Raw genomic sequence first — 25,753 nt, forward strand, 5'->3', positions numbered from 1 at the left:
AAACTTTCGGCAGGGCCACAGGCGGTGTCGGCGGCCACCGATCATGCGTCGGATCATCTGCTGGTACTGCTTCCCGTCGACGACAATGTGGTGCTGAAGACTGCGGCCGGCCATCAGATCGTCGCTGCCGGTCATCTCATTCTGCTACCGCGTGCAGGCGGCTGGAGCATCTCGTTCCAGCGCGAGATGCGTGCGGTGGTGCTGGCGGTGACATCCGAGCCGACCCATGGCCGCCGGGGGACGTCGTCGGGCGGCGAGGTCCGCGTGCTTTCGCCTGCGGGTTTTGGCCATGTCTTCGCACAGATGATGGAACTTGCAGCGCGCGATCTCGAAGCATTGTCCGATGTCGAGTGGAACGCGCTGGCGCAAAGCCTTGCCGATCTCCTGCCGACCTTGATGCACCAACACGCCGATATGATCGGCGATGTCGGTGGCGGTACGGCCAACAAGGCGGCCACGCTGCATCGCCTGTGTCAGGCTGCCGAGCGCAGGCTGGACGATCCTGAACTGACGCCTGCCAAGATTGCGGCAGCCGAAGGGATTTCGGAGCGATACCTGCAAAAACTGTTCGAAGGCACCGGTAGCAGCTTCACAAACTATCTGCGCGAGCGGCGCCTGCAGCGCGCCTGGTCGGATCTGTCGAATCCTGCCGAAGCGCATCACTCGATTTCCGAGATCGCATTTCGTGTCGGGTTCAACGACTCCGCGCATTTCAGCCGCACGTTCCGCCAGCGTTTCGGCGTGTCGCCGCGTGAATTCCGTCAGGCCGAGACGGAACGGCAGACGGCATCGGCGGCAGCCGCCGGGCAGCGCGGCTGGCCCCAGCAGGCGCTGGCCCAGCTTCGCAGCCAGAATACGTTCGTCACGCCAAAGATCGCTGCGCATCTGGATCCGGGCGATCCGCCGATCGCAGATACGCCGCGCCACCATTATCTTGCCGCGCATGCATCGGGGGTGCATTGGGGCTATTTCAGTCGCTCGCTGCCGCCGCAGATCGAGATCGGCTCCGGCGACACCATCACCATCGAGACGCTGACGCAACACGCCTCCGACGATCCCGAGCGCATGATCAAGGGCGATGCGGGAGCGGAAAGCGTGTTTCACTGGACGCGCGATCAGAAGAATGTCGATCGGCGCGGCGCCGGTCCGCTCGATGCCTCGATCTATGGGCGCGGCGCCGGCGAAGGTTTCGGCGTCCATATCTGCACCGGGCCGGTGGCGGTGAAGGATGCCGAGCCCGGCGACGTGCTGGAAATCCGCATTCTCGACATCGTGCCGCGCGCCAGTCGCAATCCGGACTTTGCCGGTCGCGTATTTGGCAGCAGCGTCGCGGCGTGGTGGGGCTATCACTACAAGGAGTTTCTGGCAGAGCAGAACACGCATGAGGCGGTGACCATCTACGAGATCGTCGATGACGACGCCGAGCCATATGCGCGCGCCCTGTATTCCTATCGCTGGCAGCCGCAGACCGATCCTTTTGGCACGCTGCACACCACCTATGACTATCCGGGCATTCCGATCCCGCCATCATCGGTCCGGCGCCGGCATGACGTGCTTGACGGTATCCGCATTCCATTGCGTCCGCATTTCGGCGTCATCGCACTGGCGCCGCGCGAGGTCGATCTCGTGGATTCCGTGCCGCCGTCCTATTTCGGCGGCAATCTCGACAATTGGCGGCTCGGCAAGGGATCGACGATCTATCTTCCGGTCTCGGTGCCCGGCGCCTTGCTGTCGGTGGGCGATCCCCACGCGGCGCAGGGCGACGGTGAACTCGGAGGTACCGCCATCGAATGTTCGATGACCGGCACCTTCCAGGTGATCCTGCACAAGAAGAGCGACCTCACGAACCAGCCTTTCGCCGATCTCAGCTACCCACTCATCGAGACGACGAGCGACTGGGTGTTGATGGGCTTCAGCCACCCGAACTATCTCGCCGAATTCGGCGCCAAGGGACAGAGCGAGGTCTACGCCACCTCGTCGCTCGATCTCGCGATGAAGGATGCATTCCGCAAGATGCGACGCTTCCTGATGAGCGTCAAAGGCCTCAGTGAGGACGAGGCGATCGCGCTGATGTCGGTCGCGGTGGATTTTGGCGTGACGCAGGTGGTGGACGGCAATTGGGGCGTCCATGCCATTCTCAGCAAGCGCGTCTTCGATCACGCGCCGGCAAACTAAAAAAGCAAGCGAGGAGACGTCATTGCTGTTTCACATGATATCCGGCGGCCCGCGACCTGTCGCGCCGTTCAGCCACGCCGTCGAGACCGACGGCTTCGTGTTCGTGACCGGCCAGATGCCTGACACGCCGGCGGCGCCGGGCGTATTGCCCGAGGGGATCGAGGCGCAGACCCGCGCGGTGATGGAAAACCTGCGCGTCGTGCTGGCAGGCGTGGGTCTCGGTCTCGAGCATGTCGTAATGTCGCGCATCTATCTGACGCGCTTCAAGGACGACTATGCGACAATGAACGAAACCTATCGCAGCTATTTTCCGCAGGACCGCCTGCCGGCGCGCACTTGCGTCGGTGTCACCGGTCTTGCCTATGATGCTTTGATCGAGATTGATCTGGTTTGCCGGCGGCCTGCATAGCGACAGGCACGTGCTGGAACGAAGCTTGCTAGGTATCGGGATGACATTGCGGCTTGGATGCAAGTCGCTTCCACTGACTCAACAGAAGGAAGCTGAGCATGGATCTTGGACTGAAGGGCATCAATGCATTGGTCACCGGCGGCAGCAAGGGCATCGGGCTCGCGATCGCCGAACTGTTCGCTGACGAAGGCGCCAATGTCGCGATCTGCGCGCGCAATGCAGAGGATGTGGGCAAGGCAACTGACAGACTGACGGCCAAGGGTGTCAAGGCACAGGGCAGCGCAGTCGATGTCGGCGATCCCGCCGCGTTGAAGGCGTGGGTCGATGACGCCGCCGCCGCGCTCGGCGGTGTCGATATTCTCGTCTGCAATGTCAGTGCGCTCGCCGTCGGCGATACGCCGGAGACATGGGATAAATCGTTTCGCGTCGATATGATGCACACGGTGAATTCAGTCGCGGCGGCAATGCCGTATCTGGAGAAATCCGGGGCTGCGTCGATCGTCATCGTCTCCAGCGTGTCCGGCTTCGAGGTCGATTTCGCCGCCGGTTCCTACGGTGCGATCAAGGCAGCGCTGATCCACTACGCCAAGGGGCTCAGCACGCAACTCGCCACCAAAGGCATCCGTGTGAATGCGGTGTCGCCAGGAAATACTTATTTCGAAGGCGGCATCTGGCACAATATCGAGAACGGAAACCCGGACCTGTTCAAGATGGCGATGGGTCTGAACCCGACTGCCAAGATGGGGACCGCACAGGAAGTAGCCGCCGGCGTTGTCTTCGTTGCGAGTCCCGTTGCCAGTCGTATCTCGGGCACCAATCTGATCATTGATGGTGCATTGACGAAAGCTGTCTGACCGATTGCGCACGCATTCAGAGGGAGAATCGACATGTCATGGCTCGAAAATTCCATCATGACCCGCCGCGGCGTCGCCAAGGGCAAGCCCGGGCAATCCTATGCGATCACCGAGGAAAGTCAGGGCAAGTATCACTATGTCTATGGCCCGTTCGTCGAACCGGTGCTGACCGTCGATCCCGGTGCCGTGATCTCGGCCGAGACGCATGATGCCTTCGAGGGCAAGATCAAGCACGAGACCGACAAGCCGAGCGAGATCCTGAATTTCCCCTATCTCAATCCGCAGAATGGCCCAGTCTATGTCAATGGCGCGGAGAAGGGCGATGTGCTTGCGGTCTATATCAAGTCCATCGTGCCGCGTGGTCCGCAGCCGGTCGGCACCACCTGCCTGATCACCGAATTCGGCGGCCTGGTCGCCACCGGCGATACCGCACTGCTCAATCCGCCGCTGCCGGAAAAGGTGAAGAAGCTCGAAGTCACCGTCGAGGGCGGCGTCAAGTGGAGCGACAAGATCACGCTGCCCTATGAACCGTTCATCGGCACCATCGGGGTGTCGCCGGAGATCGAGGCGATCTCCTCGCTGCAGCCGGATTACTACGGCGGCAACATGGATCTGCCGGATGTCGGCGTCGGCGCGGTGATCTATCTGCCGGTGAATACGCCGGGCGGGCTGCTGTATCTCGGCGACTGTCACGCCTGCCAGGGCGACGGCGAGCTCTGCGGTGTCGCGCTCGAACATCCCACCGTGACCACGGTGCAGGTCGATCTGATCAAGAACTGGAAGTTCAAATGGCCGCGGCTGGAGACGGACAAGTTCATCATGACCATCGGCTCGGCGCGGCCGATGGAGGACGCGTCCCGGATCGCCTATCGTGAACTGATCCGCTGGATGGCGGCCGATTACGGCTTTGACGAGACCGAAGCCTACATGCTGCTGACCCAATGCGGCCGCGTCCGCCTAGGCAACATGGTCGATCCCAAATATACGCTGGGCGCGTCGATCCTGAAGACGTATCTGGGATAATGCTTTTCGTCATTGCGAGGAGCGTAGCGACGAAGCAATCCGGCCCTTTCTTCACTCGACTCTGGATTGCTTCGCTGGCGCTCGCAATGACGAGGATACTCAGTTCGCCTTTTCGATCAGGCTCTCGAGCAGACGCTTCAGGTCGGCCGTGGCCTTGTTGCCGTAGTTCTCGGCAATATGGGCTTCCTGGCTCAGCGCCAGCGAATTGAGGCGCTGGGTCAGCACCTTGCCGCGATCGGAGATGAACATCAGCACCTTGCGGCGATCATCAGGGTCCTGCACGCGATAGACGAGCGCATCGGACACCATCCGGTCCACCATCTTGGTCAAGGTTGGATGGTTGAGTAAAACGGCTTCGGCGAGATCGCCCATCGAATGGCCCTGGCCATCCGACAGGATCTTGAGGATGCGCCATTGCTCCACCGGCACGCCTTCTTTCTTGAAGCGCGCGTCGAGCTGACGATTGATCTCGCGATTGGCCTGCGCAAGCAGATAAGCGAGATGGTCGGTGATGGGTGTCGATGGCGACCTGGCCACTGGTCTGTGCTTTGCTGGAACGGGTTGAAGTTTAAGCTTTGCTGCCCGAACTCTATGCATGGGAATCGTTGAAGTTTCAATATTTTCCGATAACATATTTTCCTTGTGCCATTTTACCGCTTTCGACGCCGACAACGATAAAAACTGATCATGCCGAAAGGGGAGCCGCATGCTCTCATCTGTGCAGACCGGATTGACAGGCGCTCCTCCGCCCGCGTGGCTGTTCAGGGGCATGGGAGGCGGCGGCAGCGACGGTCTGTATGATCGTGCGGATGGCTCGTTGCGGCGGCGCGATTCGCGCAAATTGCGGGTCGTCAATTTCATCGGATTGACCGGCCCCGCCGGCATCTGGGGCCTTGCCGGCACCAACAGCATGATGCTGGCTGCCTCCGAGATCAATCGCCGTGGCGGGGTTCTGGGGCGCGAGATCGAACCCGTGTTCTACGACGCCGGCGGCGACATCGACGACATCGCGCAAACGGCGCGCGAGATCATCGCGCAGGGTGAAGCCGATATCATCATGGGCTCGCATATCAGCGCCGTCCGCGTGGCTTTGCGCAAGGCGATCGGTGGTCGCGTGCCCTATATCTACACGCCCGTCTATGAAGGCGGCGAGCGCACGCCGGGTGTGATGGCCATCGGCGAAACGCCGCGCGATCAGTCCCGGCCGGCGATCCGGTGGCTCGCCGAGCGCAAGAAGGCGAAGCGCTGGTATCTGATCGGCAGCGACTATGTCTGGCCCTGGCTCGCTCACAAGGCCACCAAGAAATACATCGCCGAGGCCGGCGGGCAGGTGGTCGGCGAGGAGTTCGTGGCCATGGGCGAGCATGACCACTCCGCCGCCATCGATCGCATCCGGGCTGCCAAGCCGGATGTGGTGGCGATTTCACTCATCGGCACCGACAGTATCGTCTTCAATCGCGCCTTTGCCGAGCATGGTCTCGCGTCAAAGATGTTGCGTCTGGCCGGTGCCATGGACGAGACGCTGCTGCTGGGCATCGGCGCCAGCAATTCCGAGAATCTCTATTGCTCGTCGGGCTATTTCATCGACCGCGGTTCGGCGGCAAATGATGCCTTTCGCGGGCAGTATGAAGCGATGTTCGGGCGATGTTCGCCGCCGCCGGGATCGGTCGCGCAGTCGAATTATGAGGGGCTGCGCTTTCTCGAGGCGGTGGCATCGAAAGCCGGCAGCGTCGGCGTCAGGCCGCTGCTGCAGGCCGCGTCGCGCAGCCGCTATCACGGCGCGCGGGGCGAGATCGTGATGACGGCGGGCCGTGCCAAAATGCCGATCTATCTGGCCGAAGCCGACGGTCTGGATTTCAAGCTGATCGAGACGTTCTGACGGCGCTTCCACGTCATTGCGAGGAGCCCTTGCGACGAAGCAATCCAGTTCTTCCGTCGTGCGGCTCCTGGATTGCTTCGCTACGCTCGCAATGACGACGACAAAAATAATACTTGAAAAAGAAAATATTTCCGTTTCCTATGATGCGCGTGGAGCGACATTGTCGTCGTTCCCTTCGATGCGGCCGCGTCCTGCGGTCGCATCGCCGGACATCGTTGATATCAGGAGACCTCGTCGTGGCCGTTGCACTTCCCACCCCCGATCAGATTCTCGCCGTCGCCGATCAGTGCGGGCTCGCGCTGTCCGATGATGACGTCACCTCGTTCCGCGCGCTGATGCTGCCGTCGGTGGAGGCCTACAATGTCGTCGCCGCCATGCCGGACGAAGTGCCCGAGGTGAAATATCCGCGCACGCCGGGCTATCAGCCGGCGCCGGAAGAGAACAAGCGCAATGCCTGGTACCGCAAATCGCTGGTGAAGGGCGCGGCGAGCGGCAAGCTGAAGGGCAAGACGGTCGCGCTCAAGGACAACATCATGCTGGCCGGCGTGCCGATGATGAACGGCTCGTCCACGCTGGAAGGCTATGTGCCGGATTTCGACGCCACCATCGTCACCCGCATGCTCGATGCCGGCGCGGACATCCTGGGCAAGGTGCATTGCGAGCATTTTTGCATGTCCGGCGGCAGCCACACCAATTCGACCGGGCCCGTCCATAATCCGCACAAGATGGGCTATTCGGCCGGTGGTTCGTCCTCAGGCAGCGCGGTTGTCGTGGCATTGGGCGAAGCCGACATGGCGATCGGTGGCGACCAGGGCGGCTCGATCCGCATGCCGTCGTCCTTTAGCGGCACCTATGGCATGAAGCCGACCTGGGGTCTTGTGCCCTATACCGGCATCATGCCCATCGAGATCTGTGTCGATCACACCGGGCCGATGACGGCGAATGTCGCCGACAATGCGCTGCTGCTGGAAGTCCTCGCGGGCGACGATGGGTACGATCCGCGCATCAAGGCCCCTGTCGTGCAGGACTACACCAAGGCGCTGGGCGGCGGCGTGCGCGGCATGAAGATCGCCATCGTCAAGGAAGGTTTCGAGCAGGCCGGCGCGGAGACCGCGGTGAACGAGAGCGTCCGCGAGGCTGCGAAACGTCTCGCCAGTCTCGGCGCCGAGGTCGAGGAGATCTCGATCCCCATGCATCTCGCGGCGGCTGCGGTGTGGATGCCGATCGGCACCGAGGGCATGACGCAGACCATGATGTATGGCGACGGCTATGGCCTCAGCCGTTCCGATCTCTATGCGACCTCGCTGATGGACGCCCATCGCGGCTGGCGCGGGCAGGCGGATTCGCTGTCAGAGACGACAAAGCTGATGCTGTTGTTCGGCACCTATATCAACAACACCTTTGGCTCGCGCTTCTATGGCAAGGCGCTCAACATCTCGCGGCGCGTCACGGCGGCTTACGATGCCGCGCTGGCCAAATACGATCTGCTGCTGATGCCGACCACGCCGATGAAGGCGACAAAACTGCCGGAGCCGGGCGCGCCGCGCGAAGAGATCATTGGACGCGCCTTCGAGATGATCACCAACACGGCGCCGTTCGACATCTCGCATCATCCCGCGATGTCATTGCCCTGCGGCATGGTCGATGGGCTGCCGGTGGGCCTGATGCTGATCGGCAAGCATTTCGACGAGATGACCATCTATCGCGCGGCCCACGCCTTCGAGCAGGCCGGCGACTGGAAGACCATGTGAGGGGGACTGTGCGAAAGATGGGGCCGGTGATCGCGCATGGATAGTCTGGTGATGGCGATCTTCGAGATCGCCAGTTTCGGAGCGATCGTGGTGCTGGTGGTGCTCGGTCTCGGCATCATCGCCAGCATGATGGGCATCTTCAACTTCGCGCAGGGCGAGTTCGTCTTGCTCGGCGCCTATGTCACCTATATCGTCCACGCCGCCGGCGCGCCGGTCTGGCTCGGCATGCTGGCCGCGCCCTTTGCGGTCGGTGCGCTCGGCTTCGTGCTGGAACGGCTGATCGTGCGCCGCTTCTACGCAGCGCCGATCGTGGCGATGCTCGGCACCTATGCGCTCGGCCTCATCATCCGGGAGGTCGTGCGCGGTCTGATCGGCGGCCTTTATCTCTCGGTGCCCGAGCCGATCGGCGGATCGGTCACCATCGGCAATATGCATTTCTCGGCCTGGCGGCTGGTCATCATCATCATCACGGCGCTGGTGATGCTGGGCAGCTATCTGCTGCTGGCCAGAACTGCTTTCGGCCTGCGCATCCGCGCATCGCTCGAAAATCCGTCACTGGCGCGGGCGTCCGGCATTTCGACCAATGCCATCTATGGCGCCACCTTTGCGTTCGGTGCGGCGCTGGCGGGGCTCGCCGGCGCATTGATCGTCCCGGTGTTCACACTGTTCGCCGATCTCGGCCTCCGCTTCCTGATCCAGGGCTTTGTCGCCGTCATGGTCGGCGGCATCGGCTCGTTCGCCGGCCCGGTCGCCGGCGCCGGCGTGATCGGCACGCTGAGCGCAGCGCTGCCCTGGATCATCTCGCCGGTTATCGCCGACGTGGCGGTGTTCGTGCTCGCCATCATCTTCATCAAGTTTCGGCCGCAGGGCCTCGTTTCGGGAAAAGGGGTGTAATCCATGTCGCGCGATCATCATCATCTCACACGCCGCCGCTTCCTCGGCAATTTCGCCTTCGCTTCGACGGCCATCGCCACCGGCGTCGGCAGCTGGGTGATCCCCGCGGATTGGGCCAATGCGGCGGCCGGCCCGATCAAGGTCGGCATCGGCACCGACCTCACCGGCCCCATGGGCTATGCCGGCAATGCCGATGCCAATGTTGCGAAGATGGTGGTGAAGCAGATCAACGACGCCGGTGGCCTGCTCGGCCGTCCGCTCGAGCTCTATATCGAGGACACCGCCTCGAACGAATCCGTCGCCGTCGGCAATGTGCGCAAACTGATCCAGCGCGAAAAAGGTCGATCTCGTACTGGGCGGCATCACCTCCTCCATGCGCAACGCCATCAAGGACGTCATCGTCTCCCGCGGCAAGACGCTCTACATCTATCCGCAGCTCTATGAGGGCAAGGAATGCACGCCCTATCTGTTCTGCACCGGCCCGACCCCGGCACAGCAATGCGATGAGTTCATCCCCTGGCTGATCAAGAACGGCGGCAAGCGCTTCGCGCTGCCGAGCGCGAACTATGTCTGGCCGCATACGCTGAACGTCTATGCGCGCAAGGTGATCGAGGCCAATGGCGGCGAGGTCGTGTTCGAGGAATACTACCCGCTCGACCAGATCGATTTCTCATCCACGGTGAATCGCGTCATCTCCAACAAGGTCGATGTGGTGTTCAACACCGTCATCCCGCCCGGTGTCGGCCCGTTCTTCAAGCAGCTCTCGGAAGCAGGCTTCCTCAAGAATGGCGGCCGGCTGGCTTGCGTCTATTACGACGAGAACACGCTGAGCATCAATCAGCCCTCCGAGATCGAGGGGCTGGCAAGTTGCCTCGATTACTTCAAGGCGCTGACGCCGGAACAGCCGTTCAGCGCCAAGCTGCAGGAGACCTATGAAAAGCAGTTTCCCGGCAACTTCCTGTTCGCCGCCGGCAGCGCCGCAACGGGTACCTATCGCGGCCTGAAACTGTGGGAGGCCGCGGTCAAGGAAGCCAACAGCGTGGAGCGCGATGCCGTGGCCAAGGCGCTTGATCACGCCAAGATCGCCGAAGGGCCGGGCGGGCCGGCCGAGATGGTCCCCGGCAAGCGCCATTGCAAGATGAACATGTACACGGCGGTGGCGAAGGGCGGCAAATACGAGATCGTCGCGCGCAGCGCCGGTCTCGTCGATCCGAAAGAATGTTGAAGCGCGTTCGATGACAGAGATCACACATTCGTCCGCGCCCCCGGCGACGCGTCTGCAAGGCGCATCGCGGCGATGGGCCGTATTGCCGATCCTGGAAATCGCGGTGCTTGCGATCTGCCTGGTGCTGCCCTGGCTGTTGCAGGACTATCTCACCGTCTTCGCCACGCGTGTGCTGATCCTCTGCCTGTTTGCATTGTCCTTCGATCTCGTCTGGGGTTATGCCGGCATCATGAGCTTTGGCCAGGCGGCCTTTTTCGGCTCGGCCGGCTATGGCGTCGCATTGCTGGCGCGCGATCTCGGCGTCACCTCGATGTTGCTGGTGCTGCCGGCTGGCATTCTGATCGGCTTCGCCTTTGCGCTGCTGCTCGGCGGCTTCCTGCTGCTCGGGCGGCATCCGGCCAGCGTGATCTTCGTCGCGCTCGGCACGCTCACCGGCTCCTATGCCTGCGATCGCCTGGCGCGCGGCTGGTATTATCTCGGCGGCCAGAACGGCATCCCGTCGATCCCGCCGATGACGCTCGGCAGCTACGACCTCACCGAGGGCATGGCCTATTACTATGTCGCGCTTGGCTTCCTCATTGCCGTCTATCTGCTGTGCCGCTTCCTGATGCGCTCGCAATTCGGCCTCGCGCTGGCGGGCCTGCGCGAGAACGAGCAGCGCATCGCTTTCTTCGGCTACAAGGTGCAGCATCTCAAGGCGATCATCTTCTCGCTTGCCGGTGCCATCGCCGGCCTCGCCGGCAGCCTCTATGCCTTTCATGAAGGCTTCGTCTGGCCCAACATGCTGGGCGTGGTGATCTCCACACAGGTGGTGCTCTATGTGCTGTTCGGTGGCTCCGGCACGCTGATCGGCGCGGTCATCGGCACCATTGTCATCGAGGCGATCAGCTTCTGGCTCTCCAACAGCTATCAGGACATCTGGCCGATCATTCTCGGCGTGCTGCTGCTGCTGGTGATCCTGTTCCGCCCGGCCGGTCTCGTCAGCCTCGTGCTGTCGGAACGCGAGCGCGTCGGCAGCTTCGGCCGCCCGCCGGGGAAGGCGTGATCATGGCGCTTCTCGACGCGAAAGACCTGATCAAGATTTTCGGTAAGCTGACGGCGCTGAACGGGGCCGCGCTCTCCGTGGCGGAGAACGAATTTCACGGCCTGATCGGGCCGAACGGCTCCGGCAAGAGCACGCTGATGAAATGTATCGCCGGCGCGGAAGTGCCGACCCGGGGCAGCGTCACCTTCGCCGGCACCGATATCACGCAGGCCTCGCCCGCCGAGCGTGCGCGTGCCGGCATGAGCCTCAAATTCCAGATCACCAGCGTGCTGCCGGCCTTGACGCTCTACGACAACATCCTGCTGGCGCTGCAGGCGCAGACATCGCTGTGGCAACTGGCTCTGTCCCGCACGCGCGGCGTGTTGCATGACAAGGCGATGGCGATGCTCGAGCAATTCCGGCTTGCCGATCTGGCGCAGGAGCCTGCAGCGGCGCTGTCGCATGGCCAGCAGCAATGGCTGGAGATCGCCATGGCGCTGGCGCCCGAACCGAAATTGCTGCTGCTCGATGAACCCACCGGCGGCATGAGCCTCGAAGAGCGTCGCGTCACCGGCGAATTGCTGCAGCCGATCAAGGCGCGCTGTTCCCTCGTGATCGTCGAACACGACCTCGATTTCATTCGCGACATCTGCGACCGGCTGACGGTGCTCGATCAGGGCCAGATCCTGCAGACGGGATCGGTGCAGCATGTGCAATCCTGCCCCCGCGTTCAGGAGGTCTATCTCCGCCGTGCCTGACGACAAATTTCTCGACATCCAGAATCTCGATACCGGCTATGGCCGCAGCCAGGTGCTGTTCGGCGTGACGCTCAGTGTGCCGTGGCGCGGCGGTGTCGCCATTCTCGGCCGTAACGGCGCCGGCAAGACCACGCTGATGAAGGCCATCGTCGGCGAATTGCCGGTGCGTGGTGGCGCCATCCAGTTCGACGGACGCGATGTCGGCACCTTGCCCACCGAGCAGCGCATCCGCCGTGGCATCGGCTATGTGCCGCAGGAGCACTCCGTCTTCGCGAAACTGTCGGTGCGCGACAATCTCGCCGTCGGCGCGCTCACCAATCGCGACAGCCAGGCGGTCAATCGCGTGCTGGAGATTTTCCCGAAGCTCGGCCAGCGCCTCGACCAGTTTGCCGGCACGCTCTCCGGCGGCGAACGCAAGATGCTCGCGATCGGACGCGCGATGCTGTCGGACCCGAAGATCCTGCTGCTCGACGAGCCCACCGAGGGCGTCTGGATCGGCGTCATCGAGGAGATCACCGAGCGGCTGATCGAACTTGCCAAGGAGATCGCGGTCGTGATCGTGGAGCAGCATCTCGATCTCGCATTACGTGTCGCAAAACAGGCTTATGTGCTGGATCGAGGCACGGTCGCCATGGTCGGCGACGCCGCCGTGATCCGCGACGATCCGCGGCTGTTCCAGTTCCTCGCGCCTTAATGATTCGCGCCGCCGCACAAGACGGTGTTCGCGTGGCGCATGGTTAAGCCGATATTGATGGTTCGCGCTTGGTGCCGACAATGGCGCGATGCTGGCGCGTTATTGTGCGAATACGGCCGGATTCTCTGCCATTTCACGCGTTTGCGTTCTCTCAACCATCGCCGCCATTCACCTGTCGGCAACCACGCCTGTTAGGCCGCGGGGAAGCCGCGGGAGGCGATGGTGGTCGCACGATCGAAAATCAATTTCGACAGGAGGCGACTTTGGCTCTTACCGTTCTTCCCTATATCGCTGCAGCCCTCGGCGTAGCCGTGTTTGCACTCACCACCAGCGCGCCGGCCATGGCGCGTGCGGAAAAGCAGGCGCCCGTCAACCCGCGCCGCTAGAGCGTTTTCACTTTGAGAGGACGCGACGAACTCTCCCTCATCCTGAGAGTCTGACTCATAAAGCGGTGGGGCACTTTTGGCTGGGCTTGCTCGGGACAGTAATCCCAGCTCGGTTCTCCGTCCCTCATCCTGAGGAGCCGCGCAGCGGCGTCTCGAAGGATGGCCGCAGGCTCTGAGCCCGGCCAACTCATGGTTCGAGACGGCGCCGAAGTGGCGCCTCCTCACCATGAGGGTGGTGGTCGTCTCAAGACAAAGAGACCCTAACGCATCAGCATCCGGTCGGTCAGCGCCTTCTGCTCCGGCCGGATGTGCCCGATGCCCCAGTCACTCTGCAGGCCGAACGGCGTATCGTCCGACGGCCCGATCAGCCACCAGCTGCCGCTGATCGGCTGGTTGTCGCCGCGGAATGTTGGCCCGCCCTGCTTGCCATAGGCACCATTCATGTAGTCGAGCAATGTCTCCGCCCAGGCGCGCTGGCCCTGCGTGCGCAGGGACGTGCCCATCTCGCCGATCCAGACCGGCGCGATATTGTCGCGCACCAGATATCCCCATGTGCGATTCATGCGGTCGATATAATCCGGTCCGTTCTCGGCATGGCCGTAACGTGTGATGTCGGCAATCTCGTCGGGATATTCGTGCACGGTGTAGACGAGCTTGTTCGGCACCGGCAGCTTGACGGGACTGGCGCCCGCCGCCGTCAGATTGCCGGCCGGCGCAGCCCATCGCGGATCCATGCCCGAATCCTTCGGCGGCAGCCGATAGAAGAACGGACCGGGGCAGATGATCAGCACGTCGGGATTCACATCCTGGATCGCTGCGCCGACATTTTCACACATCGCCTTGATGTCGGTCGGCCCGCCGCCGCCCCAGGTGATCTTGCCGGCATCGCCATTGGGCTCGTTGTGCAGATCGAAACCGATCACGGTCGTATTGCCGGCGAAGGTGCGCGCCATCCGCACCCAGTTCTGCTTGAAGGTCTCTGCCGTGACCTCGCCCTTGACGAGACCCTCGGTGCCCGGCCCGAGGTTGAACCACAGACCATTGGGCTGCTGTTCGGCACTGCCTTCATTGTTGTGATGATCGAAGATCACCTTCAGCCCGATGCGGCCGGCATGGGTGACGACCTTCTCGAACAGCTGCATCGTCGTGACATAACGATAGCGCCCTTGCGCGTCCGGCGTGGGATCGGCCACGAGATCCTGGTTCAGCGTGGTGTGGATCCAGCCGAGCTTGTCGTTATAGCCATTCAGCGGCGCGTCGAGGCCGGCATCGGTCCAGGGAATGCGTACGGTGTTGAAGCCGGCATCGACGATGGAGTCGAGCACGGTCTTGTAGCTCACCCGCCACAGGCCGGAGAGTGATGCGCCCGGCCGTCCGTCCGTTCCGTTCCAGCCGATCGAGGCGATGCGCACCTTGCGGCCGGTGTCGGAGACGATCTGGCTTCCCGATGTGCTGAGGAAGCCCGGTGGCAGGCGCTGCCCCTGAGCCGGGCGCAGCTTGCGATCGCTGATCTCCATGACGATAGCAGGCGGCGGCAGGTGATGGTCGAGCGCGATCGGCATCGGGTCCTCAGCTCACATGATGCGGCGAGGCATCCTTGCGCCGGAACAATGTCGTCACCACGACAATGAAAATGGCGAAATTGATGAAGCGGCCGGCGAAAGAGCCGAAGGTGTTGCACAACATCATATAGATGACGATCGGATAGATCGCCCGATAGTCCAGTCGCTTCCAGGTGTCATAGAGCATGCACAGGAATCCGGACATGATCAGCGAGGCGACGATGACGCCCTGATAGACGCTCATCTGCAGAAACGGATTCTCGACGCCCCATTCGAGGCCGAAGGAATAAATCTGCGCACGTGCAAAATCGGTGCTGGCGCCCCACAGGAAATCGGCCCAGTTGAACGACATCAGCAGCGGCAGCATCAAGACGCGGCTGCGGGCGCTGCCGCCGTCCTCGGTGAAGCGATCCAGGAATGAATCAAACGCGCCGAGCGAAGCCAGCGTCGCGATCACCGCGATGCCGATCGGCACGACTGCGAGTGCGACCAGCACTGTGGTGCGCGACAGGCTTTTGCCCGCGGTGAAGCGCAACACCTGCCACAGCACCGCGAAGGCAAGGATCACCAGCGCCAGCAGCAGCGCGGTTCGTCCGCCGAAGGCCAGCAATGCGACCGTCTGCAGCGCGATCATGGGCACGCGCAGATTGGCGCGCAGAAGTCGGCCGCCGCCGGCCAGCAAGCCAACGACATAGGCGCAGGTGACCGTGGCCGCGTGCAGCGGATGAGCAAGAAATGCGGTGGCGCGGGGCTCCAGCACTTCCATGCCATCGGGCGAGAAGGTCATCAGCGGAAACGCACTGATCCCGCTCACCAGCTCGAAAATGCCGAGCCCGGCGTTGATGGCAAAGAACCAGTGGATGAAGCGTTCGAGCCGGTCCATCTGGTTCGGTGGCACGAAGGGCAGCAGCATGCCGACAAGAAACAGATGCAGGTCGGTGTCGAAGAACATGCCAAAACCGTTGCGGCCGCCGAGCACGATATTGGTCACCGCGAACATCGCCGCGCAGAAGAAATAGATCGTGCCGAGTTTGGTGGCGAGATAGTAGCGCAGCAGGTCGTATTTCGCCGGATAAGTCAGCAAGAAGGTCGCCGACATGATCAGCAGGAAATAGGTCGCCGGATGGATTTTTGTGACCGGCGATCCCGCGATGGCCGAATAATCATAGCCGACCAGATCGAGCATGGTTCCCGGCACGAGGAACAGCAGCACGGCATAGATCGCCATCATGGTCTGGATGCGCGGGCCGGCATAAGGCAGGCACAGCCGGATCGTTCCGGCGGACGCGTCGCGCGACGTCGGAACCGCATCGCCGGCGATGCGCCCGTCCATGCTCATGCGGCGACGGCATCCGGCGCGGGATCGACCAGCACCGTCCGCGCCTTGATCCGGCGATGCTGCAGCAGGTCGGCCACCACCTGCACGTCGTCGGATCGTGTGCCGTGGCGGGTATCCAGCAGGATGACTTCATCCACCATGGCATAGAGGCCGTATTCCGATGACGTGGTGCCGAGCTCGCCGCCATCGATGATCACGCGATCGAACCGGCGCGCATCGCGCAGCGCCGCGGACAGGGCTTCGCGCATCTGGGCATCCGGCGCGCGCAGGCCGACAATGCCCGCCGGCACGATATGGATATTGGTCTTGCCGAGCCGGTGCGCGGCGTCCGTCATCGATGCCACATGCGTCATCAATTCGCGCAGGCCCGCGCGGCCGTCGAAGCGCAGGCGTGAGGTGACGCGATGGCGCTGCAGGTCGGCATCGATGATCAGCGCATTGCGGCCGGCTTCCTCCACCGCGCGCGCCAGTTCCAGCGCGACGAGGCCGAGGGATGGATCATTCGAGGCGCGCACCAGCAGCACGGAATGCCCCTTCGGTGCAGCCAGCAATTCTGCAGTGACACGCGCCAATGGCGCCTGTGGCTTGAGCGGTGCGGGCGCGGGCGGCGGCGCCATCGGCGGTGCCGGTGGAGTCAATTGCGGCGGCGCGTCGGGCTCTGGCGATGTCGCCGGCCGTGCGGCCAGGCTCTCGCGTGCGAGTGCAGCGACGATGCCGAGGAACAGGCCACCGAACAGGGCCGCAGCCATGATGATGGCGGTCGGCGGCCAGCTCTTGCGATCCGGCAGCGAGGCGCGCGAGATCAGGCGGATATTGGTGGTGTCGATCACCTGCTGTTCGCTGGCGGTCTTCGCCTTGGCAAGGAAAGTCTCGTAGATCGCGCGGTCGGAATCCGCTTTCCGCTCCAGCTCGCGCAGCGGCACGATGGCCTTTTCATTGGTCTGCGACAGCTTCTTCAGCGTGTCGAAGCGTGTCTGCAGGTTCTGCAGATTGGTGCGCTCGCTCGCCGCCGCATTGCGCACGGCCTGGGCGATCAGCTTCACTTCGCTCTTGATCGCCGCCTGTGCGTCACGCACCTGCGCGCGCGCCGCCTGCAGCAGCGGATGGCTCGGCCCGTTGATCTGCGCCAGCTGCGCTTCCTCGCGCGAGGCGGTTGCGGCCTGGGTGCGCAGCTGCACCATGGTCTGCGACTGCACGGCCTCCGGCAGCGAATCCATCGAGGCGCCGCCGGCTTCGATCTGCTCGATCAGTTTGACACGCGACTGCGCGTCGGTCAGCCGCGCACGCGCCGTGGTCAGCTGTGTATTCGCTTCATCCAGCTCTTGCTCGGTCACCAGGCGGTTGCGTGCGCCGATCAGGTTGTTGGCCGACTTGTAAGCCGTCACCGCCTGTTCCGACTGGCTCACCGCATTGCGCATGCGCTCGAGCTGCGCGGTAATTGCCTCGGAGACGCGGCGATTGAAGCCGGCATTCGCATTGGCCTGCTCTTCGAGATAGGCATTGGCCACGGCATTGGTGAGCATGGCTGCGCGCGCCGCCGTATCGGCGGCGACGGAAATGTCGATGACGAAGGAGCGGTCGTTGCGCTTGGCCGTCGTCTTCAGGCGCAGGTTGCGCATGGCGACCTGTGCGGGATCTTCCGATGGGCTGATGCCGAACAGCGCCTTGATGTTGGCGCCCAGCCCGCCGGCGCCGTTGAATTCCGGATCCTTGGCGAGATTGGTCTCCGTGACCACGCGCGACAGCACTTCGCCCGACGTGATGATCTTCAGCTGGCTCTCGACCAGCAGCAGGCCATCGCCCGGCACGGAATTCTGCATCGCCGCTTCTTCCTTCGGCGTCTGTCGGTCGCGCGGATCGACATAGACCTGCGCGGTGGCAGTGTAAGCGGGGCGTGCGATGAGGATATAGGTGGCTGCGAGCGCGCAGAATGCGGCGGTCGTGCCGATGATCCAGCCTTTGCGGCGGCCCAGGATGCCGACCACGTCCTTGAGGTCGATGCCGTCGGAGACTTTGCTGCCGCCGGAGACGCCGCGCGCGGCTGATCCGCTACTCTCCGCACGCTGAACCGACATGTCTCACTCCAACTCGATCGGCAGCTACGCTGAATTTGCCGATCGTCCTCATCGTAAATAAGTAGGGTTAATCGCCGGTTACTCGCATGCCGCAACATCAAAGCATAACGATCGGTTAACGCGGCACCTGCAATTGCGAGTTTCTTTACAGCGGTTAACCAGCGCTTAAGCCTGCGCCAAAGTGCGATCCAGTTTTACTACACATGTAATCATATGCGTATAAGGATACGCGCATGATTGGACAGCACCACGATATCGCTGCACCAGATGCGCGCGATGCAGCCGATGCAGCGGGCGAACGCCGTGAGGCGCTGGACCGGCGCACATCTTCATATACCGATACGCAGGCCAATCTCGCGAAGCTCGGTCTCGAAGAGCGTCGCCTGTCGCCGGATCGTCGCGGCAGCGTGTTTCATCGCTGGCGTCGCCTGTCGCTTGGCGGATTGCCGGTCGTGGCTGCCGACAGCAAAGAGACGGCACGCGTGATGGTCGACGAAGCGCTACGGCGCAGCGCGCTGTGGCGCTTTCCCGCCTATCTCACCTCGACCAATGGCGAAGTGACCTATCGCTGCGCGGTGGACAGCACCGAGCGCGATCTGTTCATGCAGGCCGATGCCATCCATGCCGACGGCATGGCGCATGTGTTCGCCTCGAAGCTGCACGACCCGCAGGGATTGCCGGAGCGCGTCGCCACCTCCGATCTGTTCTATGATGTGGCAGCGGAAGCCACCGCACGCGGCGCCAGCATGTATATGCTGGGCGCCACCGAAGCCGCCAATGCTGCTGCCGTGGCTGCCGTGAAGGCGAAGTATCCCGGCATCAGGATGGCCGGGCATCGTCATGGTTTCTTCCGCGACGAGGCCGAGGAGATCGCGGTCTGCGCCGAGATTTGCGCGGCGCAGCCCGACATTCTGTGGATCTCCATGGGCGTGCCGCGCGAGCAGCGCTTCATCGTCCGCCATCGCCATCGCCTCACCGCGGTCGGTGTCATCAAGACATCGGGCGGGTTGTTCGATTTCGTTGCGGGCTTGAAGAGGCGGGCGCCCGCATGGATGCAGGCGGTTGGCCTGGAATGGCTCTGGCGCATGCTGCTGGAGCCGCGCCGGCTCGGCTGGCGCTATCTGAAGACCAATCCGCTCGCCTTCTATCTGCTGCTGAAGAAGCAGGGCTTGAACAAATAAATCCGCCCGCACGCCGGATGCGTGCAGGTGATCGATGAAAGGCCGGGCGCGGCGTGCTAGTCAGGCCCGGATTCCAGTCGCTCCGACATTGCCGCGAAAATGATATTGTCCGCCATTCACAAAGCCAGAAGCCTGCTCGGCTCGCTCGTCGATCGCCATCTCAATCAGGGGGTGGTGCTGACGATCGGCCTGCAATTCGGCGGCGCCATCGTCTCCTTCGCCATGTATTCGCTGGCGGCGCGGATCCTCTCGCCGGAGGACTTCGGCCATCTCGCGATGTGGCTGTGCGTCTGCCAGATGGGCAGCGTCATGGCGATGCTCGGGCAGGAGATGTTCATCCTGCGCTCGCTCAACGAATATGCCGTGTCCAAACAGCCGGAGCTTGCCAAGGGCGCGCTGCTGTTCTCTGTCGGCATCGTCGCTCTGGTGCCGCTGTTGCTCGCTGCCATCATTGGCAGCGTCGGCGTGTTCCTGCTCGGCGAGACGCCGCGTCTGATGATCGCCACCGGCCTGTTCCTGATCGCCTGTTCGTCGATCTCGCTGTCCAGCCATATCGGCCGCTCCACCATCAGCGTGTTGCTGGCCGAAGGCATGCGCGATTTCTTCTGGCGCAGCATCGTGGTCGGGGTGATGATTGCGCTGATCGTCAGCAGCACCATCATCGAGATCCATCAGTTCTTCCTGCTGTGCTCGGTGGGCGTCGCATTGGCGCTCGGCATCCAGGTCACGGCAATCCTGCGCCGGCTGCCGCGCGATGTGCTGCGCGCCCGTCCGCATTGGCACTTTCCGCACTGGATCAAGGCGTCGTCCGGTTTCTGGGCGTCGTCGATCCTGGAGACCATCAACCAGTTCTTCGACGTGGTGATCGTCTACTGGTTCCTCGATCCCGTCTCCGCCGGCGCTTACTTCGTCGCCTCGCGCGTCGCCAACATGTTCGCAGTGCCGCTTGGCGCCCTGCACAACATCTCCACGCGCCGCATTCCCGCGCTGTATTTCGCCGGCAAGACCGATGAGCTGAACAAGACGCTGAAGCTGATGGCCGAGATGATGCTGCTCTGCATCGCCGTCGGCATCGCGCTGCTGCTGCTCGGGGCCGACTATATCCTCGCGCTGTTCGGGCCTGATTTCGTTGCCCAGAAATGGACGCTGATCACGCTGGCGCTCGGCACCGCCTTCTATGCAGCCGGCGGCCCCGCGCCATCGGTGCTGCAGATCGCAGGCCAGGAGCGGCGTTACCCGTTCATCGTCGCCTCCAATATCCTGCTGCGCTTCATCGGCTTTGCGATCTTCATCCCGCTGTTCGGGCTGTGGGGTGCAGCGCTCGCCGCCTCCACCAGCCTCGCCATCGTGACCATCGTGCTCAATGTGCTGTGTCGGCGCTGGCTTGGCCTTGATCCGTCGGTGCTGTTCCTGTTCCGCAAACCGCCGGCGGCACTGCGCGACGCTGCCTCGCGCGCGTCCTGATCCATGTCGCCGCGTATCCTCATCATCCAGACCCAGGGCGAGAATGCCGGTGCGCAGGAGATCTCGCGTCTGGTCGGCGCCGGACTTGGGTCTCGCGGCTACGACGTCAGCCACCTTTTCTTTTATCGCAAGTCGCCGAGCTTCGATGCACCGCCCAATACGCGCTATTGCAGCCTCGATCGCCCGCGCGGTCTCACCGGTGCGCTGGCATTCCCGGCGCAGCTGCTGCGCGAAATCCGCGCGGCAGAGCCGGATGCCATCCTCACCTTCCAGCATTATGGCAATACCGTCGGCGGCCTCGCCGCGCGGCTTGCCTGCTCGGCGCCGATCATTGCCAATCAGGTCTCGGCACGGATGCTGATGAATCCGCTGGTCCGGTCAGCCGATCTCATGCTCGGTCTGCTCGGTGCGTTCGATTTGATCACCGTCAATTCCTCGGACATGCTGGCGGATTATTCGCGCTATCCGAAGCGCTACAGCAGGCGTCTGCGCTACGTTCCGCACGGCTTCGATCTGAAGACGACGACACTCTCCAGGCAGCAGGCTCGTGCTGCTTTCGGGCTCCCGCCAGATGTTCCGCTGCTGGGTTCCGTCGCACGTTTGAACGCCGGCAAGCGACTCGATGCGGCGATATGTGCGCTAACCGACTCTCCGGACTGGCATCTTGTGCTGGCCGGGCAGGGGCCGGATGAAATGTCACTGCGTCAACTCGTCGTTGAGAAACATTTAGAAACGCGTGTATATTTTACCGGTGAAATGCCGCCCGAACGGATCGGCGATTTTCTGGCGGCGCTCGATGTTTTCGTCTTCCCATCGCAAGCAGAGACTTTCGGCCTCGCGGCCGTGGAGGCCGCGGCCGCCGGCGTGCCTGTCGTCGCCAATGATCTGCCCGTGCTGCGCGAAGTGCTCGCCTCCGATGGCAGGCCTGCTGCCGTGTTCGTCGATGCGGCGGATCATCGCGCGTTCACCGACGCGATTTCCCGTGTGCTCCATGATGACGCGCTCCGCACCGATCTCATCTCGGCCGGGCGTGGCTTGCATGCGCGCTACTCCGTCGCGCGCATGGTCGATGACTATGAACAGCTGCTTCGCAACGTCCTCGCGCCAGCTCACCAACTTGCGCCGCAGCCATGATCATTGAACTGCGCTGCGATCCGAAGCGCCCGCGGGCCTGGATCGCAGATGCGGTTCGGTCGCTGCAGGGGGCTGGTCACAGCGTGGGCCTGCGATGGGTCGAGGCAGCCACATCCACGCCACGCAGCATCGATTGGCTGTTCGCGCTGGAAAAGCGAGCGCTCCATGGCGGACAGGCCAGCGCCGTGGATTGCATCGATCGCTCGGCGCTTGCGGCTGCATCCGCCAATGCGGCGGAGATCGTCATCGATTTCACCGATGCACCGGCCCGCGACGCCGCGGCGCCGTCCTATCTCCGCCCTCTCTATAATGGCCAGGCCGGCGAATTAGGGGCCCTCACGGCGTTGCTCGCCGGCGACATGCCCGTCATCGAGCTGCGCAACGAGATCAGCGGCGAGATCGTCGATCGCGGGCATCCGTCGTCAGAAGTCGCCAGCGGGCTAAGCGGCGGGCTGGCGTCGCTGATGGCCCGCACGATCACGTTGATCAAGGCCAATCTGAACGGCGCGCCGCGGCCGCCCATCCACATCCAGCCCCAGACAGCGCACCGCGACATCGATGCAGCAGCGTGCGTCGTGCTGGGCGGCATTGCCGGTCACCTGTTGCGCAAGGTCTATCGTTTCCTGTGCTACGCGCCGCAATGGCATGTCGGCTGGCGCTTCACCGATGATCCCAGCGTATGGCAGACGCATGATCTCACCGGCGCGCCTTGGCATCGCCTGAAGGAACGCCCGCATCGCTTCGCGGCTGATCCCTTTCCCGTGTCTTGGCAGGGCCGCACGGCGGTGTTCTTCGAGGAGCTTGATCACCGCGTCGGCAAGGGCATCATCTCGGCGATCGAATTCAATGAGCAGGGACCGGTCGGAGATATCTTCACCGTACTCGACGAGCCGTGGCATCTCTCCTATCCGTTCCTGATCGAGGACGGCGGCGAGCTCTGGATGATTCCGGAGTCTTCCGCGAAGAATGACGTCGCGCTGTATCGCTGCAAGCGCTTTCCCGATCAATGGGAACGTCGCGCCACGCTGTTGTCCGGCGTCGAGCTCGCCGATGCCACCATCACGCAGCATGATGGGCGCTACTACATGTTCGGCGTCACCCGTGAAGGATCAGGCGGCTATTCCGATACGCTGTCGATCTATCATGCGGACAGCCTGATGGGCCCCTGGCACCCACATGCGCAGAACCCGGTGCTGCTCGATCGCGCCAATGCGCGCCCTGCCGGTCATTTTACCCTGCGCGACGGGCGGCTCTGGCGGCCGGTGCAGGATTGCAGCGGCGGCTATGGCGCGGCCGTGGCGCTTGCCGAGATCGTCGAATTGTCGCCGACAAGATTCGAGCAGGTCAGGCGTCATCACGTGACGCCGTCATCGCATTGGCCCGGCCGCAAGCTGCATACGCTCAACCGCGTCGGCCGGCTGGAAGTCATCGATGGCGCGCGCATCCAGCCGAAGATCCTTTCGTATTTATTCAAATCCTAACGATTGGCGTTAGGTTTCGTTAGTCGGGATACCGCCGATACGATGAGATCGGCTTAACCTTGATATCGCTTGTCATCTTGCGGCGATTTCGGCCGCACCGAAATATCGGTACAAGGCTACTCAATATCGTTTGAAAATTTTCGGTGGTCGTCGGCCACGTCATGGCGCGATGGCCGGCCCATAAGAAAAGCCAGGTGAAACCATGCTGATGATTCCAGACAACAAGATCATTGCCGACTGGCAGCCGCATCACAAGGACCTGTTCGGGGTCCACGCGATCAAGCTGCATCACCGCCTCCGGGAGACAGGCCTGTTCACGCGCGAAGCGCTCGGCAAGGTGATCGAGCGTTGTCCCGCGAACGAGCTCGGCATCGAATCCGTCAGCTTCGAGGGCGACGATCATCGCCGCGTCTATGGCGAACTCGGCACGACCTCGGGCATCGATGCCATCACAGCCATCGAGAAGGGCCGTATCTGGATGAACATCCGCCGCGTCATGGATTGGGCGCCGGAATATCGCGACCTGCTCGACAAGATCTTTGACGAATTCGACGACCGCATGGATGGCTTCAAGACGTTCAAGCGCAATCTCGGCATTCTCATCTCGTCGCCGAATTGCAAGGTACCCTATCACGCCGACATCCAAGGCCAATCGCTGTGGCAGATCGAGGGCGTCAAGCGCGTGTTCCTGTATCCGCGCACGGACATCTTCATGCCGCCGAAGAACATCGAAAAGATACTGCTGCGCGAGACGACGGAAGACATGCCCTATCGCGGCTGGTTCGATGAATTCGCCCAGACCATCGATCTGCATCCCGGCGAGATGATCACCTGGCCGCTCTACGCGCCGCACAAGGTTGAAAACCACGACTGCCTGAACATCTCCGTCACCATGGAGCACTGGACCAAGCCGATCTGGAATTCCTATGCCGTGCATTACGGCAATGGCGTGCTGCGACGGACCATCGGTGTCGGCCACGGCTCGACTGCCGATCACGGCCTCCATGTCTATCCGAAGGCCGCCTCGGCGCTGATCTGGAAGAAGATGGGCAAGCAGATCGAGGGCGACGTTGTGAAGACGCGCAACTTCCGCCTCGATCCGTCGAGCGCCGACGGCCGCGTGGCGGTCTGAGCATCCATGGACATGCGGGTCGAGACATCTGTGACAGTGGGCGACGCCGCCGTGGTCGGCGTTGAATCCAACTTCGACTTTCTGTCGGAAGAGTATCGCGACCTGTTCGCGCGCGCCGATGTCACCGCATTCCAGTCGCCGCTGTGGCAGGCGGCGATCCATCGCGATCTCGCCCCACATCTCGGCGCGGGGCAGCGTACGGTCACCGTGCGCGATCCCGTCACGCACGGCCTGCTCGCCGTGCTGCCACTGGTGGTGCAGAAGCTCGGTCCGCTGACCGTGATCCAGCCCGCCGATTTCGGCGTCTGCGATGCCAATGCGGTTGTCGGCGAACGCCACGTATTGGAGGCGCTGGCCGGTAATCCTCTGATCCGCAAGCGCCTGGCCGCCACATTGGCCGGCGCCGGAGCGCTGTTGTTTCGCAAGGTCCGCCGCGATGGCTTCGATGCGCGCCGGCTGTTCGATGGCGTCACGTCATCCGCCGGCGAGAATGCCGCTTATCACAGCGAAACCGGCGACGATTTCGAATTCTGGCAGCGCAAGACGCTGAACCGGAAATTCACCAAGGAACTCGGTCGTCTCAACCGCCAGGTCGAGCGCGACTTCGGCCCCTATGAGCACCGCATTGCGCAGTCCGAGGCCGACATCCGCGCGGCCTTCGACTTCCTGCGGCATGCGCGCAAAGATCGCTTCAAGTCGGACCTGCTCGACAATCCCGTCTTCGTCGATTTCTACCGCAACTACGCCATCGCCGGCGCGGCGACGGGCGAGGCGATCACCTATGTCAGCTATCTCAATGGCGAGCCCGTCGCGGTGCTGTTCGGTGTCGGTTATGAAGAGCAATTCCACGCCGTATTGATCGGCGTCGATACCGGGCGGCTGGCGAAATATTCCGTCGGCATGCAGCTGCTCTACCGCGTCATCAAGCTGCGCTTCGATGCCGGGTTGCATCGGCTCGATTTCGGCCTCGGCAATAGCGGCTATAAATCGCTGTTCCGTGTCGAGGAAGTGCTGCTCGACAATTTCAGCATCGCGCGCTCACCGGCAGGGATGCTGCTGACGACGGTGTATCACCACAGCAAGCCGCTGAAGAACCGGCTGCGGAGATTTGCCGAGCGTCTGCGGTAGACTCGAGCAGTGCGTATGCACGACACGCCTCTCACGCCGTCCTCATCCTGAGAGCCTGACGGATAATGCGGTCCATGGAGCGCAGCGCACTCCGCCCCTCATGGTGAGGAGGCGCGCAGCGCCGTCTCGAACCATGAGTTGGCGTGGCTCCGAGCGTGCGGCCATCCTTCGAGACGGCGCTATGC

The 25,753-nt window shown here is 62.8% G+C and carries 20 protein-coding genes and 2 pseudogenes; 18 read left to right on the forward strand and 4 right to left on the reverse strand.

Annotation, left to right across the window (positions count from 1 at the left end):
- Positions 1–117: 117 nt before the first annotated feature.
- The 4 genes and pseudogenes from AC1RQ5_RS28535 to AC1RQ5_RS28550 all read left to right on the forward strand — a co-directional run.
- Positions 118–2,175 (forward strand): annotated as a pseudogene (locus AC1RQ5_RS28535) (acetamidase/formamidase family protein); the annotation flags it as partial.
- Between the two features lie 22 nt (positions 2,176–2,197).
- The gene (locus tag AC1RQ5_RS28540; protein ID WP_493204032.1) at positions 2,198–2,584 is read left to right on the forward strand and encodes a RidA family protein; all 387 of its coding nucleotides are present in this window, start codon (positions 2,198–2,200) and stop codon (positions 2,582–2,584) included.
- Positions 2,585–2,682: 98 nt separating this feature from the next.
- Positions 2,683–3,438 carry an SDR family NAD(P)-dependent oxidoreductase gene (locus AC1RQ5_RS28545; RefSeq protein WP_493204034.1) on the forward strand — a complete coding sequence of 252 codons (756 nt, stop codon included), beginning with the start codon at positions 2,683–2,685 and terminating at the stop codon, positions 3,436–3,438.
- A 33-nt stretch (positions 3,439–3,471) separates the two neighbouring features.
- Positions 3,472–4,461, forward strand: coding sequence for an acetamidase/formamidase family protein (locus AC1RQ5_RS28550; protein WP_398482127.1), 990 nt, complete (start codon positions 3,472–3,474; stop codon positions 4,459–4,461).
- A gap of 99 nt (positions 4,462–4,560) precedes the next feature.
- On the opposite strand, the gene AC1RQ5_RS28555 is transcribed toward AC1RQ5_RS28550, so the two are convergent.
- A complete protein-coding gene (locus tag AC1RQ5_RS28555; protein WP_398482125.1) occupies positions 4,561–4,998 on the reverse strand; it encodes a MarR family winged helix-turn-helix transcriptional regulator in 438 nt (145 codons plus the stop codon).
- A 169-nt stretch (positions 4,999–5,167) separates the two neighbouring features.
- Between AC1RQ5_RS28555 and AC1RQ5_RS28560 the strand changes: the two genes are divergently transcribed.
- The 8 genes and pseudogenes from AC1RQ5_RS28560 to AC1RQ5_RS28595 all read left to right on the forward strand — a co-directional run bounded on the left by AC1RQ5_RS28560 (position 5,168) and on the right by AC1RQ5_RS28595 (position 13,072).
- On the forward strand, positions 5,168–6,340 hold the full coding sequence (locus tag AC1RQ5_RS28560; protein WP_493204036.1) for a substrate-binding domain-containing protein: 1,173 nt from the start codon (positions 5,168–5,170) through the stop codon (positions 6,338–6,340).
- Positions 6,341–6,576: 236 nt separating this feature from the next.
- Positions 6,577–8,091, forward strand: a complete 1,515-nt coding sequence (locus AC1RQ5_RS28565) for an amidase (protein WP_493204038.1) — start codon at positions 6,577–6,579, stop codon at positions 8,089–8,091.
- A 36-nt stretch (positions 8,092–8,127) separates the two neighbouring features.
- Positions 8,128–8,985 carry a branched-chain amino acid ABC transporter permease gene (locus AC1RQ5_RS28570; RefSeq protein WP_398482119.1) on the forward strand — a complete coding sequence of 286 codons (858 nt, stop codon included), beginning with the start codon at positions 8,128–8,130 and terminating at the stop codon, positions 8,983–8,985.
- Between the two features lie 3 nt (positions 8,986–8,988).
- Positions 8,989–10,210 (forward strand): annotated as a pseudogene (locus AC1RQ5_RS28575) (substrate-binding protein).
- 10 nt (positions 10,211–10,220) lie between these two features.
- Positions 10,221–11,255 (forward strand): branched-chain amino acid ABC transporter permease, encoded by a 1,035-nt coding sequence (locus AC1RQ5_RS28580; RefSeq protein ID WP_398482115.1) that lies wholly within the window; start codon positions 10,221–10,223, stop codon positions 11,253–11,255.
- Between the two features lie 2 nt (positions 11,256–11,257).
- The gene (locus AC1RQ5_RS28585) at positions 11,258–11,992 is read left to right on the forward strand and encodes an ABC transporter ATP-binding protein (RefSeq protein WP_493204041.1); all 735 of its coding nucleotides are present in this window, start codon (positions 11,258–11,260) and stop codon (positions 11,990–11,992) included.
- Positions 11,943–12,686, forward strand: coding sequence for a branched-chain amino acid ABC transporter ATP-binding protein (locus AC1RQ5_RS28590; protein WP_493204043.1), 744 nt, complete (start codon positions 11,943–11,945; stop codon positions 12,684–12,686). The genes AC1RQ5_RS28585 and AC1RQ5_RS28590 overlap by 50 nt, the downstream gene beginning before the upstream one ends.
- Before the next feature lie 263 nt (positions 12,687–12,949).
- Positions 12,950–13,072, forward strand: coding sequence for a hypothetical protein (locus AC1RQ5_RS28595; protein WP_398482107.1), 123 nt, complete (start codon positions 12,950–12,952; stop codon positions 13,070–13,072).
- Positions 13,073–13,332: 260 nt separating this feature from the next.
- Here the strand turns inward: AC1RQ5_RS28595 and AC1RQ5_RS28600 are convergent, their stop codons facing one another.
- Genes AC1RQ5_RS28600 through AC1RQ5_RS28610 form a run of 3 tightly spaced genes read right to left on the reverse strand, consistent with a single transcriptional unit; the run spans position 13,333 to position 18,048 of the window.
- A complete protein-coding gene (locus AC1RQ5_RS28600; protein ID WP_493204045.1) occupies positions 13,333–14,634 on the reverse strand; it encodes a glycoside hydrolase family 5 protein in 1,302 nt (433 codons plus the stop codon).
- A 7-nt stretch (positions 14,635–14,641) separates the two neighbouring features.
- On the reverse strand, positions 14,642–15,973 hold the full coding sequence (locus AC1RQ5_RS28605) for a VpsF family polysaccharide biosynthesis protein (RefSeq protein WP_493204047.1): 1,332 nt from the start codon (positions 15,971–15,973) through the stop codon (positions 14,642–14,644).
- Positions 15,970–18,048: a GumC family protein gene (locus tag AC1RQ5_RS28610; protein WP_493204049.1), complete on the reverse strand. Its 2,079-nt coding sequence runs from the start codon at positions 18,046–18,048 to the stop codon at positions 15,970–15,972. Before AC1RQ5_RS28610 ends, AC1RQ5_RS28605 begins: the two co-directional genes overlap by 4 nt.
- Before the next feature lie 233 nt (positions 18,049–18,281).
- Between AC1RQ5_RS28610 and AC1RQ5_RS28615 the strand changes: the two genes are divergently transcribed.
- From AC1RQ5_RS28615 to AC1RQ5_RS28640, 6 genes are all read left to right on the forward strand, one after another.
- Positions 18,282–19,229 (forward strand): WecB/TagA/CpsF family glycosyltransferase, encoded by a 948-nt coding sequence (locus AC1RQ5_RS28615; protein ID WP_493204051.1) that lies wholly within the window; start codon positions 18,282–18,284, stop codon positions 19,227–19,229.
- Between the two features lie 105 nt (positions 19,230–19,334).
- Entirely contained in the window at positions 19,335–20,693 is a 1,359-nt protein-coding gene (locus AC1RQ5_RS28620) for a lipopolysaccharide biosynthesis protein (protein WP_493204053.1), read from the forward strand.
- 3 nt (positions 20,694–20,696) lie between these two features.
- Positions 20,697–21,827: a glycosyltransferase family 4 protein gene (locus AC1RQ5_RS28625; protein WP_493204055.1), complete on the forward strand. Its 1,131-nt coding sequence runs from the start codon at positions 20,697–20,699 to the stop codon at positions 21,825–21,827.
- Positions 21,824–23,308: a glucosamine inositolphosphorylceramide transferase family protein gene (locus AC1RQ5_RS28630; protein WP_493204057.1), complete on the forward strand. Its 1,485-nt coding sequence runs from the start codon at positions 21,824–21,826 to the stop codon at positions 23,306–23,308. The genes AC1RQ5_RS28625 and AC1RQ5_RS28630 overlap by 4 nt, the downstream gene beginning before the upstream one ends.
- 202 nt (positions 23,309–23,510) lie before the next feature.
- A complete protein-coding gene (locus AC1RQ5_RS28635; protein WP_493204059.1) occupies positions 23,511–24,440 on the forward strand; it encodes a hypothetical protein in 930 nt (309 codons plus the stop codon).
- Positions 24,441–24,470: 30 nt separating this feature from the next.
- Positions 24,471–25,568, forward strand: a complete 1,098-nt coding sequence (locus tag AC1RQ5_RS28640) for a GNAT family N-acetyltransferase (protein ID WP_493204061.1) — start codon at positions 24,471–24,473, stop codon at positions 25,566–25,568.
- Positions 25,569–25,753: the final 185 nt, after the last annotated feature.

Source organism: Tardiphaga sp. GW821-FHT12E02 (genome assembly GCF_058807155.1).

Coding starts and splice junctions, on each gene's coding strand:
- AC1RQ5_RS28630 (WP_493204057.1), top strand. CDS start 21,824: ATGATCATTGAACTGCGCTGCGATCCGAAGCGCCCGCGGGCCTGGATC.
- AC1RQ5_RS28605 (WP_493204047.1), bottom strand. CDS start 15,973: ATGAGCATGGACGGGCGCATCGCCGGCGATGCGGTTCCGACGTCGCGC.
- AC1RQ5_RS28625 (WP_493204055.1), top strand. CDS start 20,697: ATGTCGCCGCGTATCCTCATCATCCAGACCCAGGGCGAGAATGCCGGT.
- AC1RQ5_RS28600 (WP_493204045.1), bottom strand. CDS start 14,634: ATGCCGATCGCGCTCGACCATCACCTGCCGCCGCCTGCTATCGTCATG.
- AC1RQ5_RS28570 (WP_398482119.1), top strand. CDS start 8,128: ATGGATAGTCTGGTGATGGCGATCTTCGAGATCGCCAGTTTCGGAGCG.
- AC1RQ5_RS28550 (WP_398482127.1), top strand. CDS start 3,472: ATGTCATGGCTCGAAAATTCCATCATGACCCGCCGCGGCGTCGCCAAG.
- AC1RQ5_RS28635 (WP_493204059.1), top strand. CDS start 23,511: ATGCTGATGATTCCAGACAACAAGATCATTGCCGACTGGCAGCCGCAT.
- AC1RQ5_RS28585 (WP_493204041.1), top strand. CDS start 11,258: ATGGCGCTTCTCGACGCGAAAGACCTGATCAAGATTTTCGGTAAGCTG.
- AC1RQ5_RS28560 (WP_493204036.1), top strand. CDS start 5,168: ATGCTCTCATCTGTGCAGACCGGATTGACAGGCGCTCCTCCGCCCGCG.
- AC1RQ5_RS28615 (WP_493204051.1), top strand. CDS start 18,282: ATGATTGGACAGCACCACGATATCGCTGCACCAGATGCGCGCGATGCA.
- AC1RQ5_RS28580 (WP_398482115.1), top strand. CDS start 10,221: ATGACAGAGATCACACATTCGTCCGCGCCCCCGGCGACGCGTCTGCAA.
- AC1RQ5_RS28610 (WP_493204049.1), bottom strand. CDS start 18,048: ATGTCGGTTCAGCGTGCGGAGAGTAGCGGATCAGCCGCGCGCGGCGTC.
- AC1RQ5_RS28545 (WP_493204034.1), top strand. CDS start 2,683: ATGGATCTTGGACTGAAGGGCATCAATGCATTGGTCACCGGCGGCAGC.
- AC1RQ5_RS28590 (WP_493204043.1), top strand. CDS start 11,943: ATGTGCAATCCTGCCCCCGCGTTCAGGAGGTCTATCTCCGCCGTGCCT.